At 54.3% G+C, this 15284-nt stretch carries 9 protein-coding genes; 5 read left to right on the forward strand and 4 right to left on the reverse strand.

Annotated features, from left to right (window positions below; genetic code table 11):
* Positions 1-57 precede the first annotated feature (57 nt).
* The 3 genes from M2406_RS02085 (at position 58) to M2406_RS02095 (ending at position 6178) form a co-directional block, all read left to right on the forward strand.
* A complete protein-coding gene (locus M2406_RS02085; protein WP_259188336.1) occupies positions 58-3894 on the forward strand; it encodes an amino acid adenylation domain-containing protein in 3837 nt (1278 codons plus the stop codon).
* Positions 3891-4817: a pseudouridine-5'-phosphate glycosidase gene (locus tag M2406_RS02090; RefSeq protein ID WP_259188337.1), complete on the forward strand. Its 927-nt coding sequence runs from the start codon at positions 3891-3893 to the stop codon at positions 4815-4817. Before M2406_RS02085 ends, M2406_RS02090 begins: the two co-directional genes overlap by 4 nt.
* Before the next feature lie 215 nt (positions 4818-5032).
* Positions 5033-6178 (forward strand): MFS transporter, encoded by a 1146-nt coding sequence (locus M2406_RS02095; protein ID WP_012006130.1) that lies wholly within the window; start codon positions 5033-5035, stop codon positions 6176-6178.
* Positions 6179-6229: 51 nt separating this feature from the next.
* Here the strand turns inward: M2406_RS02095 and pflA are convergent, their stop codons facing one another.
* From pflA to ycaO, 4 genes are all read right to left on the reverse strand, one after another.
* A complete protein-coding gene (gene pflA, locus M2406_RS02100; protein ID WP_012006131.1) occupies positions 6230-6970 on the reverse strand; it encodes a pyruvate formate lyase 1-activating protein in 741 nt (246 codons plus the stop codon).
* A 300-nt stretch (positions 6971-7270) separates the two neighbouring features.
* Complete coding sequence (pflB, locus tag M2406_RS02105) at positions 7271-9553, reverse strand: formate C-acetyltransferase (RefSeq protein ID WP_017892272.1); 2283 nt, start codon at positions 9551-9553, stop codon at positions 7271-7273.
* A gap of 54 nt (positions 9554-9607) precedes the next feature.
* The gene (gene focA, locus M2406_RS02110; protein WP_012006133.1) at positions 9608-10468 is read right to left on the reverse strand and encodes a formate transporter FocA; all 861 of its coding nucleotides are present in this window, start codon (positions 10466-10468) and stop codon (positions 9608-9610) included.
* A gap of 462 nt (positions 10469-10930) precedes the next feature.
* The gene (ycaO, locus tag M2406_RS02115) at positions 10931-12694 is read right to left on the reverse strand and encodes a 30S ribosomal protein S12 methylthiotransferase accessory factor YcaO (protein WP_012006134.1); all 1764 of its coding nucleotides are present in this window, start codon (positions 12692-12694) and stop codon (positions 10931-10933) included.
* Positions 12695-12842: 148 nt separating this feature from the next.
* Here ycaO and ansB point away from each other — a divergent pair, with 148 nt between their 5' ends.
* Positions 12843-13889, forward strand: a complete 1047-nt coding sequence (gene ansB / locus M2406_RS02120) for an L-asparaginase 2 (protein ID WP_012006135.1) — start codon at positions 12843-12845, stop codon at positions 13887-13889.
* A 282-nt stretch (positions 13890-14171) separates the two neighbouring features.
* The gene (gene serC / locus M2406_RS02125; RefSeq protein ID WP_259188342.1) at positions 14172-15257 is read left to right on the forward strand and encodes a 3-phosphoserine/phosphohydroxythreonine transaminase; all 1086 of its coding nucleotides are present in this window, start codon (positions 14172-14174) and stop codon (positions 15255-15257) included.
* The last annotated feature ends 27 nt before the right edge of the window (positions 15258-15284 follow it).

Here is a 15284-nt window from a genome sequence, read left to right on the forward strand (position 1 = left end):
GTCGTCATTACAACCCTACCGGGATCCTGGCAAATGTGAGGCGTTCATAGAGTAAAAATGGATATTTCGGCGGGACTATTTGAACAGTTGGCTCAACACTACAGCCAGCAACCCGAAGCCATTGCGGTACAAGACGCGGACAGCGTACTGAGTTATCGCGACTTCTGCCATCATGTTTTTAGTATTTCCTCCTGTTTGCGGCAGTGGATTAACACTGACAGAGTCTGTATCGGTTTATTCTGCGAGCCATCCACTACTCTGGTAAGCGGTGCCTGGGGTATTTTGGCCAGCGGTTATGCTTATTTGCCGTTGGCGCCAGAATATCCCGATGAGCGGTTGCGTTATATGATTACCGACTCAGAGGTAAAAGTTATTCTTTGCCAATATCATCTCAAAGAAAAATTGCAAACGCTGATCGGGCCAGATGTCACGATTATTACCGACAATGATATCCCTTATCTTTCTGATTTGCCCAAAGCGGTTTTTGACATTGCTGATTCTTCCGATGCTGCGCGGCTGGCTTATGTGATTTACACCTCAGGCAGTTCGGGCAAACCGAAAGGCGTAATGGTCAGTTACCCTAATATTTCTCGTCATATGCATTACCTGTCCCATCGTTTTGCTTTTGGCGCACAGAGTAAGATTTTGCAGAAAACGCCCATGAGCTTTGATGCGGCGCAGTGGGAGATCCTGGCGCCGGCGATGGGATGTTCGCTGGTGATAGCACCGAAGGATTGCTACCGCGATCCGGATATGATGGTGGCGACCTTGCTGCGTCATCAAATCACCAGCCTGCAATGCGTACCGACGCTGCTGCAAGCGCTGGTCGAGCAGCCACTGTTGCAGGATTGCCAGGCGTTAACGCAGGTCTTTTGCGGTGGCGAAATATTGACGCGCAACCTGGCAAAGCAATTCTTTCAGTGCCTGCCGCAAGCTCGCCTGATCAACCTGTATGGCCCAACGGAATGTACCATCAATGCGTCGGTGCATGAGGTTGAGAAAGAGGGTCTGGAACAGTCGCCGGACGCCGTTTCGATAGGTCGGCCGGTGGAGGATACCGCGTTTTATGTGCTTGATGCGCACCGTCAGCCGGTGGCCGAGGGTGAAAAAGGCGAGCTGTACATCTCCGGAGTGCAGGTGGCCAATGGCTATTTGCTGCGTCCTGAGTTAACGGCTGAACGGTTTCTTACGAATCCATTTACCCCTGCTGCGGAACATGCGCGCATGTATCGCACTGGCGATGTGGTTTATCGGGATAGCCTCGGCTGCTATCACTTTGCCGGCCGGGCAGATAACCAGATTAAACTGCGCGGTTACCGTATCGAGCTTGATGAAATTCGCCTGGCGATTGAGCGTCACCTCTGGGTGAAAAGGGCGGCGGTAATGGTCAATGAAGACGAGCGAACGCATTATCAAAACCTGATCGCCTGCGTCGAGTTGGACTCACAGCATGCGGCGTTGATGGATCAGGGGGTCCACGGCGAGCATCATCAGTCGAAGGCCAGCAGGCAACAGGTCAAGGCGCAGCTGTCCAATGCGGGGTGCCGCAGCGAGGACGAGTGCCGGGCATTGCCCGCAATCGCGCTTGCCGGCGCACAGGCTACGGCGCAGCAAAACTATCGGGCTTTCAGCCGCAAAAGTTACCGTTTCTTTGAAGGGACGACGCGGGTTACCGAGGCGCAATTATTGTCAATTCTGGGGCGCAGCCCGCGTGCCATGTTGGCGAGCGACCTGCAAGCGCTGTCGGTGGAGGATTTTGGCGCACTGCTGCGTAACTTTGGCCAGTTCGCCAGTGAAAAACGATTGTTGCCCAAATACGCCTACGCATCGCCGGGGGCGCTGTATTCGGTTCAGATGTATCTCGAGCTCCACCGAATGTTTGGCTGGCCGGCGGGGATCTACTATTACCACCCTGTAAACCACCGTCTGTATTGCGTATGCGAACTGCCTGAACAGGCAACGGGCAGCCTTGAAATCCACTTTATCGGCAAACGCGCGGCTATCGATCAGGTTTATCAGAACAATATTCAGGAGGTTCTGGAGATGGAGGCCGGTCATATGTTGGGGCTGTTCGATGAACTGCTGCCAGAATATGGCCTGCAGGCAGCCTCCGGCGCCCAGCCGGGGGCGTTGCCACAGTGGTATGACGGAGCCGCAACTGACTATTATTTCGGCGATTTTCGCATTCAGCCAGCCAATATGGAGGCCGTTGTCGACCACCCGGAATTTTTTGTCCAGGTTCATGCGCAGGGCGTCGCCGATATGTCTCCTGGGCTGTACCACTATCGCCAGGGCTCGCTGCATTTTATGGATGAGGAGATCCTGGCACGCCACCACGTTATCGCTATCAACCAGCAAGTCTACCAGCGTGCGGGTTTTGGCATCATGCTGGTGAACAACCATGCCGATGCTAAGGGGCATTACATTATGCTGGGGCGTGCGCTGCATCGTCTGCAAGCCAATCCGCTGGGGCTGGGGATGATGTCGGCCGGCTATAGTTCGAAAAGCGGGCACGACTTGCCTGCTGCAAAGGCGATGCGGACGCTGTTGACCCGCCACGGATTGCCGATGCAGAGCTGTTATTTCTGTATCGGCGGCCCGCTCAGCCAGTCGCAGCTGAGTCATGACGGCATGGATGAGGATCGGGTGCATATGCAAGGGCCAACTGAAATGCTGAAAGCCGATTTAGCCGCGCAGTTGCCACAATACATGATCCCGAACCGCGTGCTGGTCATGGACAAGCTACCGCTGATGGCCAACGGTAAGGTCGACCAACAAACGCTTAATCGTATGTATGCTTGCCAACTGAATACCGAAAAGCCAATCGTGGTGCCAGAGGGCGAATTACAACAGCGTTTGGCCGAAATCTGGTGCCGGGTCATGAAGTGGGAAAGGGTCTCTGCGGACGATGATTTCTTTGAGAGCGGGGGTAACTCACTCACCGCAGTCATGTTTATCAACCAGGTCAACAAAGCGCTCGATATTAAATTGCCGATGCAGATCCTGTTCCAAACGCCGAACATCGTTGCTTTGGCCGACTGGATAGAACGCAATGCCTATCTCGCGCCACAGTTGTCGCGCTTGGTGCCCTTTAATCGACAGCAGGCACCGGCGATTTTTTGCTGGCCAGGTCTGGGAGGCTATCCGCTAAGTCTGAAAGCGCTGGGAGAGAGTCTGAGTCAGGCGCGTGCCTTTTATGGCGTGCAGGCGCTGGGCATTAACGAAGGGGAGCTGCCACTGGAGTCCATTCAGCAGATGGCGGCGGCAGATATCGCGCAAATCCGACGCTTGCAACCCCAGGGGCCCTATACGCTGTGGGGATACTCCTTCGGCGCACGCGTGGCTTTCGAGGCTGCCTACCAGTTGGAGACCGAGGGGCAGGTGGTGGAGGAGCTGTACCTGATTGCTCCCGGTTCGCCGAAAACGCAATTTGACCGAGAGCAGGAGGGTAACCAGCAGGTCAGCTTCACCAATCCGGTGTTTGTGGCGATTTTATTTTCCGTTTTTGCCCGCCAGGTGGAAGGGCCATTGCTTGAACGCTGTCTGGCAGAGTGCCGTGAAGAGGGGGATTTTGTGCGTTTTATTTGCCGTTGTTTCCCACAGCTTCAGGTGGAACTGGTGGCGCGGATCATTGAGATCGTCAAGCAAACCTATGCCTTCGGCTATAACTTCGAGGAACTGCAGCAACGCCAGGTTCGGGCGCCGGTGACCGTTATTAAAGCGGCCGGTGACCATTATTCCCAACTTGAAAATTCACCGGCCCTGCAGGCCAATCCACCGCGGGTGATCTCGCTGGCGGTGGACCATTACCAACTGCTGCTGCCTGAAGGTGTCGCGCAACTGCAAGCGGCCCTGTTTCCCTCTGTTTCCGTTAATGTGATAAGTGAGTCATGATGCAAGCTAATTTACTGCCTTTGGTTATTCATCCTGAAGTGAAGGCCGCCCTGGAAAGTCGCCACGCGGTGGTTGCGCTGGAGTCAAACGTCATTACCCACGGGCTGAACTATCCTGCCAATGTGGAGACTGCGCTGGCGGTGGAGGCGGCAGTCCGCCGCAGCGGCGCGGTTCCTGCGACCATTGGTATCTGCGATGGCGAAATTTTGGTGGGCATGCATCGCGAACAGATCGAACGTTTCGCCACCACGCCTGGCATTGCGAAAGTATCCAGCAACAATTTGCCTTTTGTGCTGGCGCAAAAAAGCATGGGAGCCACCACGGTGGCTTCGTCGCTGATGTTGGCCGAACTGGCCGGTATTGGTTTCTTTGCCTCTGCGGGCATTGGTGGTGTGCATCGCGGGGGAGAAGACAGCATGGATATCTCTTCCGATTTGATTCAATTTACCCGCACTAACGTGACGGTGGTGTGCGCAGGTGCCAAAAATATCCTCGATATCGGGCGTACGCTGGAGTTTCTGGAAACCCAGTGCGTTCCCGTGGTGACCTATCAGACGGACGATTTCCCGGCCTTCTATTGTCGCAGTAGCGGCTATCGCAGTCCGCAACGGCTGGACAGTCTGGAGGAGATTGCTCAGGCGATTGATATTAACCGCGCATTGCCGGGCAGTGCGGCGATGGTGGTGGCAGCACCGACCAAACCGGAGGATGCGATTGACAGCCGTGACGTTCAGGCAGCGATCCAGGCCGCTATCGAGAATGCGGCCGCCGAAGGCGTAACTGGCAGCCAGGTAACCAAATTCATTATGAAAGCGGTTGAGCAGGCGACCCATGGGCGTTCGGCCATGGCCAATGCGGCAGTATTGGTGAACACCGCCGAAATTGCGGGTCAGTTGGCTATGGTTTATCACCGGTCGCGCTAAGAAAAGCCGGCGTTGCCCTCAGGGAAGGGGGCACGCCGGGACCCGATTGGCGCATGTCTTAGCGGTCATTGGGGGAGCACTTTCCTGATGATGTTGCCCTGCACTAGGGTGACAAAAAACAAATCGTGCGATCCACTGATAAGAGCTGATTGACTTTTTTATCGCCAGTGGCATGATGCGCGCACTCTCATTGCGCGTTCGGTTTCAATCTCACTATGTCCGCATATTCCCGGCCAGTGCTCCTGCTGCTCTGTGGCCTGTTGTTGCTCACGGTTTCTATTGCCGTATTGAATACGTTAGTTCCTCTTTGGTTAACCCATGCTCAGTTGTCAACCGGGCAGGTGGGAATGGTAAGTTCCTCTTACTTTACCGGCAATCTGTTTGGCACGCTGATGGCGGGCAAACTGATCCAGCGCATTGGGTTTACCCGCAGTTATCACCTTGCCTGCGTGGTGTTCGCCGTGGCGACCGCCGGTATGGCGTTGTCGCTCGATTTCTGGAGTTGGATGGGCTGGCGTTTCTTTGCCGGTATCGGCTGCGCCTGGATTTGGGTGATTGTTGAGAGCGCCTTATTGCGCAGCGGAAACCTGACCAACCGTGGCCAACTGCTGGCGGCCTATATGATGGTTTACTACCTGGGAACGGTGGTCGGCCAACTGCTGCTGAGTATGGTGTCTACCGAGCTGTTGAACGTGGTGCCCTGGGTGACGGCCATTGTGATCAGCGCCATGTTGCCGATGTTGTTTGCCCGGGTTAACAGCCAGCACGATGAACCTCAACACGCCGCGGTTTGGCCGATGTTGAAGCGCCGCAGTGCGCGGTTGGGCATCAATGGCTGTATTATCTCCGGTATTGTTCTCGGCTCGTTGTATGGCCTGATGCCGCTGTATTTATCCCATCAGGGGATGAGCGACGCCAACGTCGGTTACTGGATGGCATTACTGGTCAGTTCAGGCATTGTTGGCCAGTGGCCGGTAGGGCGCCTGGCTGATCGCTATGGGCGCCTGCTGGTGCTGCGTATTCAGGTATTCGTGGTGATCCTCGCCAGCGTGGCGATGCTCAGTCACTCTGCCATGGCACCGGCGCTATTCATTCTCGGCTGTGCCGGGTTTACTCTGTACCCGGTCGCGATGTCCTGGGCCTGTGAGAAAGCGATGCCTCATGAGCTGGTGGCGATGAATCAGGCACTGTTGATGAGTTACACCATCGGCAGCCTGCTCGGCCCGTCGATGACGGCGCTGCTGATGCAAAATTATTCCGACCAATCGCTGTTTGTGATGATCGCCGCAGTCGCCCTGGTCTATCTGATGATGCTGCTGAAAAAGCCGGACCCGCAACACACCCCGCTGGCTGCCGCCTGAGCATAAAAAACCCGGCCATAGCGCGCCGGGTTTTTTGTTATTGCCAAGGCCTCAGTACATCACTTTGTGGCCGTAGCTTTCCAGAATGCCTTTGACGCGTTCCATGGTGTCCGCTTTCGGTGGATGGACGCCGTCCAGCTTGTACTCTTCCCCCATCGCCACCCACTTATGCTTGCCCAGTTCGTGGTAAGGCAGCAGTTCGATTTTCTCGATGTTGGTCATATCCTTGGTGAATTCGCCCAACAGGTGCGTCGACTTGTCATCATCTGACCAACCCGGCACCACGACGTAACGGATCCAGGTGCGTTGATTGCGTTTCGCCAGATAGCGAGCGAACTCCAGCGTGCGGTGGTTGGAAACGCCGACCAGATTTTGGTGAATGTCGTCGTTCATCTGTTTGAGATCCAGCATGACCAGATCGGTGGCGTCCAGCAGTTCGTCGATCACCGGATCGTAACGGCGGACAAAACCGTTGGTGTCCAGACAGGTGTTGATACCTTCTTCGTGGCAGGCGCGGAACCAGTCGCGGACGAATTCGGCCTGTAGAATGGCCTCGCCGCCGGAAGCGGTAACGCCGCCGCCGGAAGCGTTCATAAAGTGGCGATAAGAGACGGCGTCTTTCATCAGCTCTTCCACGGTGACTTCTTTCCCGCCGTGGGTATCCCAGGTATCACGGTTGTGGCAATACAGGCAGCGCATCAGGCAGCCCTGGAAGAAAACGATAAAGCGGATCCCTGGGCCGTCTACGGTGCCACAGGATTCGAAGGAGTGGATGCGACCTTTCACTGACATTGCGGGGTTTTCTCCAATATTGACTGTCAAACGCAGTCTAAAAGTAGGCTTGTAACCGCCAGACAGGGATCAGCGATGCAGCAAGCGGGCAGGGCCCGGCGACTGGGGTGGAACGATTCCTGTTGGCCGGTTATTACGCCGGTTAACTGTTTTGCCGGATAGCCATTCTATTGAGTATAGCCATCTGGCAAAACAGACTCGCGCTGAGTCAGGGGAGTGCATTTATTAAAAAGGCCGGAAAGATCCGGCCCCGGGTTTCAGCTTAACCACCGGGCGGGAAACCCCGCCCGGATGGGGCAATTACATCGACTGAGTGAAAGTACGGGTAATTACGTCTTGCTGTTGTTCTTTGGTCAGCGAGTTGAAGCGAACGGCATAACCGGATACGCGGATGGTCAGCTGAGGGTATTTCTCAGGGTTTTCCATCGCGTCCAGCAGCATTTCACGGTTCATCACGTTAACGTTCAGGTGCTGGCCACCTTCGATAGAGGCTTCGTGGTGGAAGTAACCGTCCATCAGACCTGCCAGGTTGGCTTTACGCACGTCGTCATCTTTACCCAGCGCGTTTGGCACGATGGAGAAGGTGTAGGAGATCCCGTCTTTCGCATAGGCAAACGGCAGTTTGGCTACGGAGGTCAGGGAAGCTACGGCACCTTTCTGGTCACGGCCGTGCATTGGGTTGGCACCTGGACCGAATGGAGCGCCTGCACGGCGGCCATCTGGGGTGTTACCAGTTTTCTTGCCGTAAACCACGTTAGAGGTGATGGTCAGTACAGACTGAGTCGCTACTGCATTACGGTAGGTGCGCAGTTTCTGAATTTTCTTCATGAAACGTTCTACCAGGTCACAGGCGATGTCATCTACGCGAGCATCGTTGTTACCGAACTGCGGGTATTCACCTTCGATTTTGAAGTCTACGGCCAGGCCGTCTTCGTCACGGATGGTGGACACTTTAGCGTACTTGATAGCAGACAGGGAGTCAGCCGCCACCGACAGACCGGCGATGCCGCAAGCCATGGTGCGATAAACGTCACGGTCATGCAGCGCCATCAGTGCAGCTTCATAGCTGTACTTGTCGTGCATGTAGTGAATGATGTTCAGCGCGGTCACGTACTGCTTGGCCAGCCAATCCATAAAGTGGTCCATGCGTTCCATGACTTTGTCATAGTCCAGCACGGTATCCATCATTGGCGCTTCTTTCGGGCCAACCTGGATTTTCATTTTTTCATCAACGCCGCCGTTGATGGCGTACAACATGGTTTTCGCCAGGTTGGCACGGGCACCGAAGAACTGCATTTGTTTGCCGACAATCATCGGGCTGACACAACAGGCGATGGCATAGTCATCGTTGTTGAAATCAGGACGCATCAGGTCGTCGTTTTCATACTGTACGGAGGAGGTGTCGATAGACACTTTCGCAGCGTATTTTTTGAAGTTCAACGGCAGTTTTTCAGACCACAGGATGGTCATGTTCGGTTCCGGAGACGGCCCCATGGTGTACAGGGTGTTCAGGAAACGGAAGCTGTTTTTGGTGACCAGGGTACGGCCGTCAACGCCCATACCTGCCAGGGACTCAGTCGCCCAGATTGGATCACCGGAGAACAGTTCATCATACTCAGGGGTACGCAGGAAGCGAACCATACGCAGTTTCATCACCAAGTGGTCAATCAGTTCCTGCGCCTGTTCTTCGTTCAGTTTGCCCGCTTCGATGTCGCGTTGGATAAACACGTCAAGGAAGGTGGACACGCGGCCGAAGGACATGGCTGCGCCGTTCTGGGATTTCACTGCAGCCAGGTAGCCGAAGTAGGTCCACTGTACGGCTTCTTGCGCGGTGGTAGCCGGGCCAGAGATATCGCAGCCATATTTGGCCGCCATTTCTTTGATTTGACCCAGAGCGCGATGCTGTTCAGCAATTTCTTCACGCAGCTGGATGGTCATTTCCAGATCTTCGCCGTTTTCCAGCTTGGTCTGCAGTGACTTGAACTGGTTCAGCTTGTCGGCCATCAGGAAATCGATGCCGTACAGGGCTACGCGACGGTAGTCACCGATGATGCGGCCACGGCCGTATGCATCTGGCAGACCGGTCAGCACGCCGGATTTACGGCAGTTCAGAATGTCTTTGGTGTAAACATCGAATACGCCCTGGTTGTGGGTTTTGCGGTATTCGGTGAACACTTTTTTCAGCTGTGGATCCAGTTCGCGGCCATAGACCTTACAAGAACCTTCTACCATTTTGATGCCGCCGAATGGGATCAGCGCGCGTTTCAGTGGTGCATCAGTCTGCAAACCAACGATGGTTTCCAGCTCTTTGGCAATGTAGCCTGCGTCGTGCGAAGTGATGGTAGCTGCAACGTTGGTGTCGAAATCAACTGGCGCATGGGTGCGGTTTTCCAGTTTGATCCCTTCCATAACCTTGTCCCACAGGGTGGAAGTGGCCTGAGTTGCGCCGGCCAGGAAGGATTCGTCACCCTCGTAAGGAGTGTAGTTTTTCTGGATGAAGTCACGAACGTTGACTTCATTCTGCCAGTCACCCTTACTGAAACCTTCCCAAGCTTTGGCTAACTTCTCGTTAAGTTCGGTCATTATACACCTACCTTTATTTGTGGAGTTCTAACTCGGCGCGCGGTAACTAACAGCTTAGTGCTGTTGTTCACCACCACGCAGATAAATTACCCAGTAAGTCAACCCAACCAGCAGGCCGCCACCAATGATGTTGCCAATGGTGACCGGGATCAGGTTGTCGATGATAAAGTTGCTTACGGTCAGATGAGCAAACTGCTCAGGTGTTGCCCCTACGGCTTGCCAGAATTCTGGCGTGGCGAAGTTTTTAACCACGATACCCATAGGGATCATAAACATGTTGGCGATGCTGTGTTCAAAACCGCTGGCGACAAACATGCCGACTGGCAGGATCATGGCGAACATTTTGTCCATCAGGCTGCGGCCGGAGTAGCTCATCCACACCGCCAGGCAGACCATCAGGTTAGCCAGGATGCCGAGGCAGACGGCCTCAACAAAGGTGTGATGCAGCTTGTGATCCGCGGTTTGCAGGACGTTCAGGCCCCACTGACCGTTGGCGACCATGTGCTCGCCAGAGAACCAGATGAGTGCCACAAAGAACAGTGCGCCAATCAGGTTGCCAATATAGACATTCAGCCAGTTGGCGCCCAGTTGGCACCAGCTGATGCGGCCGCTGGCCTTGGCAATGACAATCAGCACGGTGGAGGTGAACAGGTCGGCGCCCGAAACCACCACCAGCATTAACCCCAGAGAGAAACAGATGCCGCCGACCAGTTTTGCCAGGCCGAAAGGCACACCGGCAGTGCCGGTAGTCGCAGTGATATAAAACACGAATGCGATTGAAATAAAGACGCCGGCAGTGATCGCCAAATAAAACGTTTTCAGCGGATGCTTGGTGGCTTTATACACACCTGCATCTTCAGCGATTTTCGCCGTTGCTGCAGGTAATATCAGATCGAAGGGGTTGTCAGCTTTCACACTAACTCTCGCTTTTAAGGGTTAAAACAACGCAATAAGATACTAACAAAGCAGTATAGGGTAAAAATTGATTTGGATCATAAGGCGAGAAACTAAAGCAGCCAAAAACCAGATAAATCGCAAGGTTTATTGAGTTAAATTATTGAATTTAATGATAAAACTATTTTTTAATGTTTGCAAATAATTTTGAAAAGACGGTTGTGGTAGCCTCGATAAGGTTAAATTTTAACGCATTTTGTCACTTTTCAGGTGGTAGGGTTTAATTATCGGTTAATTATTATTTCACCAGCCAGTAACAATTGCCGTTTTATTTGTCTTGTTTGCCGATAAGTGCGTAATGAGTCGAAAAAAATAAACAGAAAACTCGCTTATTTAACCGCCAAAATAAGAGGGTGGTATTTTTGAGCAGAGACTTTGAGGTTTAGCGCCGGCAGAGATCCACCGGCGCAAAAGGTACTGAGATTATGCCTGTGCCCAATAACGGCGCTTGGCGTTCTGCAGTTTTTCGTAGGCCGCTAACAGAGCCTGATGAGCCGGCAAGGCTTTCAGACTGCTATCGACCGCGAACAGGCCGTTAAAGCGCTCTTCGCCGCTGATGGCCGCAGAGGCAGCATCCACCGCTTCCTGACCGTACATTTTCACGAAGGCCGCGTAGTACTGCGCCGGATCGCGTTCTGGCTCTTGCGTCAGCAACAGCAGGGTTTGCAGGCAACGGTAGTAGTTGCTGCGTGCCGGGCTCAACACCGATGCGTTGAAGTCCTGCGTCCATTCGGCCCAGATCAGCGCCTGATCCATATCGCCGCCGGCCAGCGCCAGCATTGATTTCAGCTCGCCCACGCGCAGGGTATTCCAGGCGTTGTCTTTACCGGTGGCAATCCCCAACAGCTCACGCACGCGGGTGAAATCGTCCAGGCCTTCGTCGTCAAAGCGTTCAATCAGCGCCAGATATTCTTGTGGCTCCCACTCACTGCCCGGCAGCGCCAGCAGAACATCTCGCAGATGTGCGCCCATGCTGTTGTTAGCCAGCAGCAGGTCTTCCGCAGGATAGATGTCTGACATGCCCGGCACTATGATACGGCAGGCGTACACGTCCAGATGCTCGTAGTCGGCGATGTACACTTCCGCGCCTTCTTTATCGAAGATGCTCATCAACGTGGCGAACTCTTCCTGCGTGCTGCCGCTGAAGCTCCAGTCGACAAACGGGTAATCCGCATCCTGCTTGAACATATCCCAGGAGATCAAACCGCTGGAATCGATAAAGTGGGTTTCCAGGTTGGTGTGCTCCGCCACTTCTTCGTCGTCGAAGGTTGGCGCGGTGAACACGTCCAGATCCTTCAGACTGCGGCCCTGCAGCAGTTCAGTGACGGTACGCTCAAGCGCCACGCCAAAATCAGGGTGGGCACCAAACGAGGCGAAACAGGTGCCGTTAGCCGGGTTGAACAGAACAACGCAGATCACCGGATAATTGCCGCCCAGTGAGGCGTCGTAGGACAGGATAGGGAAACCTTCTTCTTCCAGCTTGGCGATGGCTTCCACCACGCCCGGATAGCGGTTCAATACTTCCGCCGGGATCTCCGGCAGGCTGATGGATTCGGCGATGATGCGGTTTTTCACATAGCGCTCGAACACCTCAGACAAGCCCTGCACGCGAGCTTCGTTGGCGGTGTTGCCGGCAGACATGCCATTGGACACATAAAGGTTACCGATGATGTTCATCGGGATATAAACCGTCTGCTGGTCTGACTGACGGGAAAACGGCAGGGCGCAAATGCCACGATCGCCATTACCGGACTGCAGATCGATCAGATCGCTGGCGTTAACATCCTGATCCGGATTGTAGAATGCATGCAGACGTTCATCGAGAATACCGGCCGGCAGCGAATCATCGGCCGGGATCGGGAACCATTTCTCGTTCGGGTAATGCACGAAATCGCCTTCGGCAATCTGCTTGCCCAGATAGAAGTCGGCAAAGAAATAGTTGGTAGAAAGGCGTTCGAAGTATTCGCCCAAAGCGGAAGCCAGCGCAGCTTTCTTGCTGGCGCCTTTACCGTTGGTGAAGCACAGCGGGCAATCGCGATCGCGGATGTGAACCGACCATACGTGCGGCACCGGGTTCAGCCAGGAGGCCTCTTCGATATTAAAACCCAGATCGCTTAATTTCTGTTGGAAACGGGCGATAGAGTCTTCCAGCGCGGCATCTTTGCCAGGGATAAAAGTTTGCGTCATTGTCTTCACTTTTTGAGCGTACTAAAAACGCGCAATGATACGGGGTTTTACGCCCAAGCTCCACGTATTCCTAAATCGGTGGCAAAGTCACAGTTTTTTTGAGGATAAGGGCCATAATTCAGCGGGTTATCTATCATGGAGAAACCTAATGAAATCAGTGAAACTCAGCGTTGTAGCGTTACTGCTGGCGGGGGCAAGCGGTTCTGCGTTGGCATTGCCCACCATTACCCTGTTGGCGACCGGCGGCACCATTGCCGGTGGCGGCGAGTCGGCGACAAAATCCAACTATACGGCGGGCAAACTGGGCGTTGATGCTCTGGTGAATGCCGTACCGGAGCTGAAAAACGTCGCCAATATCCAGGGTGAGCAGGTGGTAAACATCGGTTCGCAGGATATGAATGATGAGGTTTGGCTGAAGCTGGCGAAGAAAATCAACGCCGACTGCGCTAAAACCGACGGTTTTGTTATCACCCATGGCACCGACACGCTGGAGGAAACCGCCTACTTTCTTGATCTGACGGTTAAATGTGACAAACCGGTGGTGATTGTCGGGGCCATGCGCCCGGCCACGGCGATGAGCGCCGACGGTCCGTTTAATCTGTATAACGCCGTAGTGACGGCGGCAGATTCGCAATCGGCCAAACGCGGGGTGCTGGTGGCGATGAACGACAGCGTGCTAGACGGGCGCGATGTGACAAAAACCAACACCACATCGGTACAGACTTTCCAGTCGCCCAACTTTGGCCCGCTTGGCTATATCCATAATGGCAAGGTTGACTATCAGCGTTCACCGCAGCGCAAGCACACCACGGATACGCCGTTTGACGTCTCCGGTCTGACTGAGTTGCCCAAAGTCGGCATTATCTATAATTATGCCAACGCCTCCGATGCGCCTGCCAAGGCATTGATTGCCGAAGGTTATCAGGGCATCGTCAGTGCCGGTGTCGGAAACGGTAACCTGTACAAAACGGTGTTTGACACACTGGCTACGGCCGCCCATAACGGCGTCGCCGTGGTGCGTTCTTCCAGAGTGCCCACCGGGGCGACTACCGAGGATGCCGAAGTGGATGACGCCAAATTTGGCTTTGTTGCCGCAGGCACGTTAAACCCGCAGAAAGCGCGGATCCTGCTGCAATTGGCGCTGACGCAGACCAAAGACGCCAAACAAATTCAGCAGATGTTTAATCAATACTGAGTCCCTTTTCTTCATTCGGGGGCCTGCGCGGCCCCCAGCCATGTCGGCTGAATACAGCATAAAAAACCGCGTTAACCCACTGAATTGGCCGCTGTCACAGCGTTTTATTGCAAAAATTACCGGTGATTTGGCAGAGCCTGTTATTGCAGGGATAACGCGTTTCCCGGCGGCGGGCGAATAACCATTGCAGGCAGGGGGCGCGAGTGATAAAACCGATGGGTTAGTTCGGGCGTATTTCGGTAGGCCAGTTTCATTGGCGAATAGTGAATGTGGTGAGGGGAAATGACTCAGGTTTATAATTTTAGCTCTGGTCCGGCCATGTTGCCGGTTGAAGTTTTGCGTCGTGCGGAACAGGAGCTGTGCAACTGGCACGGTCTTGGCACCTCGGTGATGGAAATCAGCCATCGCAGTAAAGAGTTTATCGAAGTTGCTCAGCAATCCGAACAGGACCTGCGCGATCTGCTGAAAATCCCCTCCAATTATAAAGTCCTGTTCTGCCACGGCGGTGCCCGCGCACAGTTTGCCGCGCTGCCGCTGAACCTGCTGGGTGACAAAACTACCGCGGACTATATCGACGGCGGTTATTGGGCGCACAGCGCTATCACCGAAGCGCAAAAATACTGCACGCCAAACGCCATCGACGTGAAAACTTCCGTCGACGGCCTGCTCGGCATCAAACCGATGAAAGAGTGGCAGTTGAGCGACGACGCGGCCTACGTGCACTATTGCCCTAATGAAACCATCGACGGCGTGGCTATCGATGAATTACCGGATTTTGGCGATAAAGTCGTGATCGGCGATTACTCTTCTACCATTTTATCTGGTCCGCTGGACGTCAGTCGTTTTGGCGTGATTTATGCTGGCGCCCAGAAAAACATTGGCCCGGCCGGCCTGACGCTGGTGATTGTGCGTGAAGATCTGCTGGGTAAGGCGCGCCGCGAAGTGCCGTCGATCCTCGATTACACCGTGCTGGCCGAAAACGACTCGATGTTCAACACGCCGCCGACCTTTGCCTGGTATCTGTCCGGGCTGGTGTTCAAATGGCTGAAAGAGCAGGGTGGTCTGGTAGAGATGCACAAACGCAATCAGGCCAAGGCCGAACTGCTGTATGCGACTATCGATAAGTCTGATTTTTACCGCAGCCGGGTGGCGCTTGCCAACCGTTCCTGGATGAACGTACCTTTCCAGTTGGCGGATCCCGCGCTGGACAAGGCGTTTCTCAGCGAAGCTGAAGCCATTGGCTTGCAGGCGTTGAAAGGCCATCGAGTGGTTGGCGGTATGCGCGCTTCTATTTACAATGCCATGCCGTTGGCTGGCGTGAAGACATTAACCGACTTTATGGTCGACTTCGAACGTCGTCACGGTTAAGCCGGGTAGCCTGCCTTGAGCGGGCAA

This window comes from Serratia sp. BIGb0163, from assembly GCF_024809935.1.
Lineage (GTDB): Bacteria > Pseudomonadota > Gammaproteobacteria > Enterobacterales > Enterobacteriaceae > Serratia > Serratia quinivorans.

Excerpts from the sequence above, each read along its gene's own strand:
- M2406_RS02095 (WP_012006130.1), top strand. The coding sequence starts at position 5,033 with ATGTCCGCATATTCCCGGCCAGTGCTCCTGCTGCTCTGTGGCCTGTTG.
- ansB (WP_012006135.1), top strand. The coding sequence starts at position 12,843 with ATGAAATCAGTGAAACTCAGCGTTGTAGCGTTACTGCTGGCGGGGGCA.
- ycaO (WP_012006134.1), bottom strand. The coding sequence starts at position 12,694 with ATGACGCAAACTTTTATCCCTGGCAAAGATGCCGCGCTGGAAGACTCT.
- M2406_RS02085 (WP_259188336.1), top strand. The coding sequence starts at position 58 with ATGGATATTTCGGCGGGACTATTTGAACAGTTGGCTCAACACTACAGC.
- serC (WP_259188342.1), top strand. The coding sequence starts at position 14,172 with ATGACTCAGGTTTATAATTTTAGCTCTGGTCCGGCCATGTTGCCGGTT.
- M2406_RS02090 (WP_259188337.1), top strand. The coding sequence starts at position 3,891 with ATGATGCAAGCTAATTTACTGCCTTTGGTTATTCATCCTGAAGTGAAG.
- pflA (WP_012006131.1), bottom strand. The coding sequence starts at position 6,970 with ATGTCAGTGAAAGGTCGCATCCACTCCTTCGAATCCTGTGGCACCGTA.
- pflB (WP_017892272.1), bottom strand. The coding sequence starts at position 9,553 with ATGACCGAACTTAACGAGAAGTTAGCCAAAGCTTGGGAAGGTTTCAGT.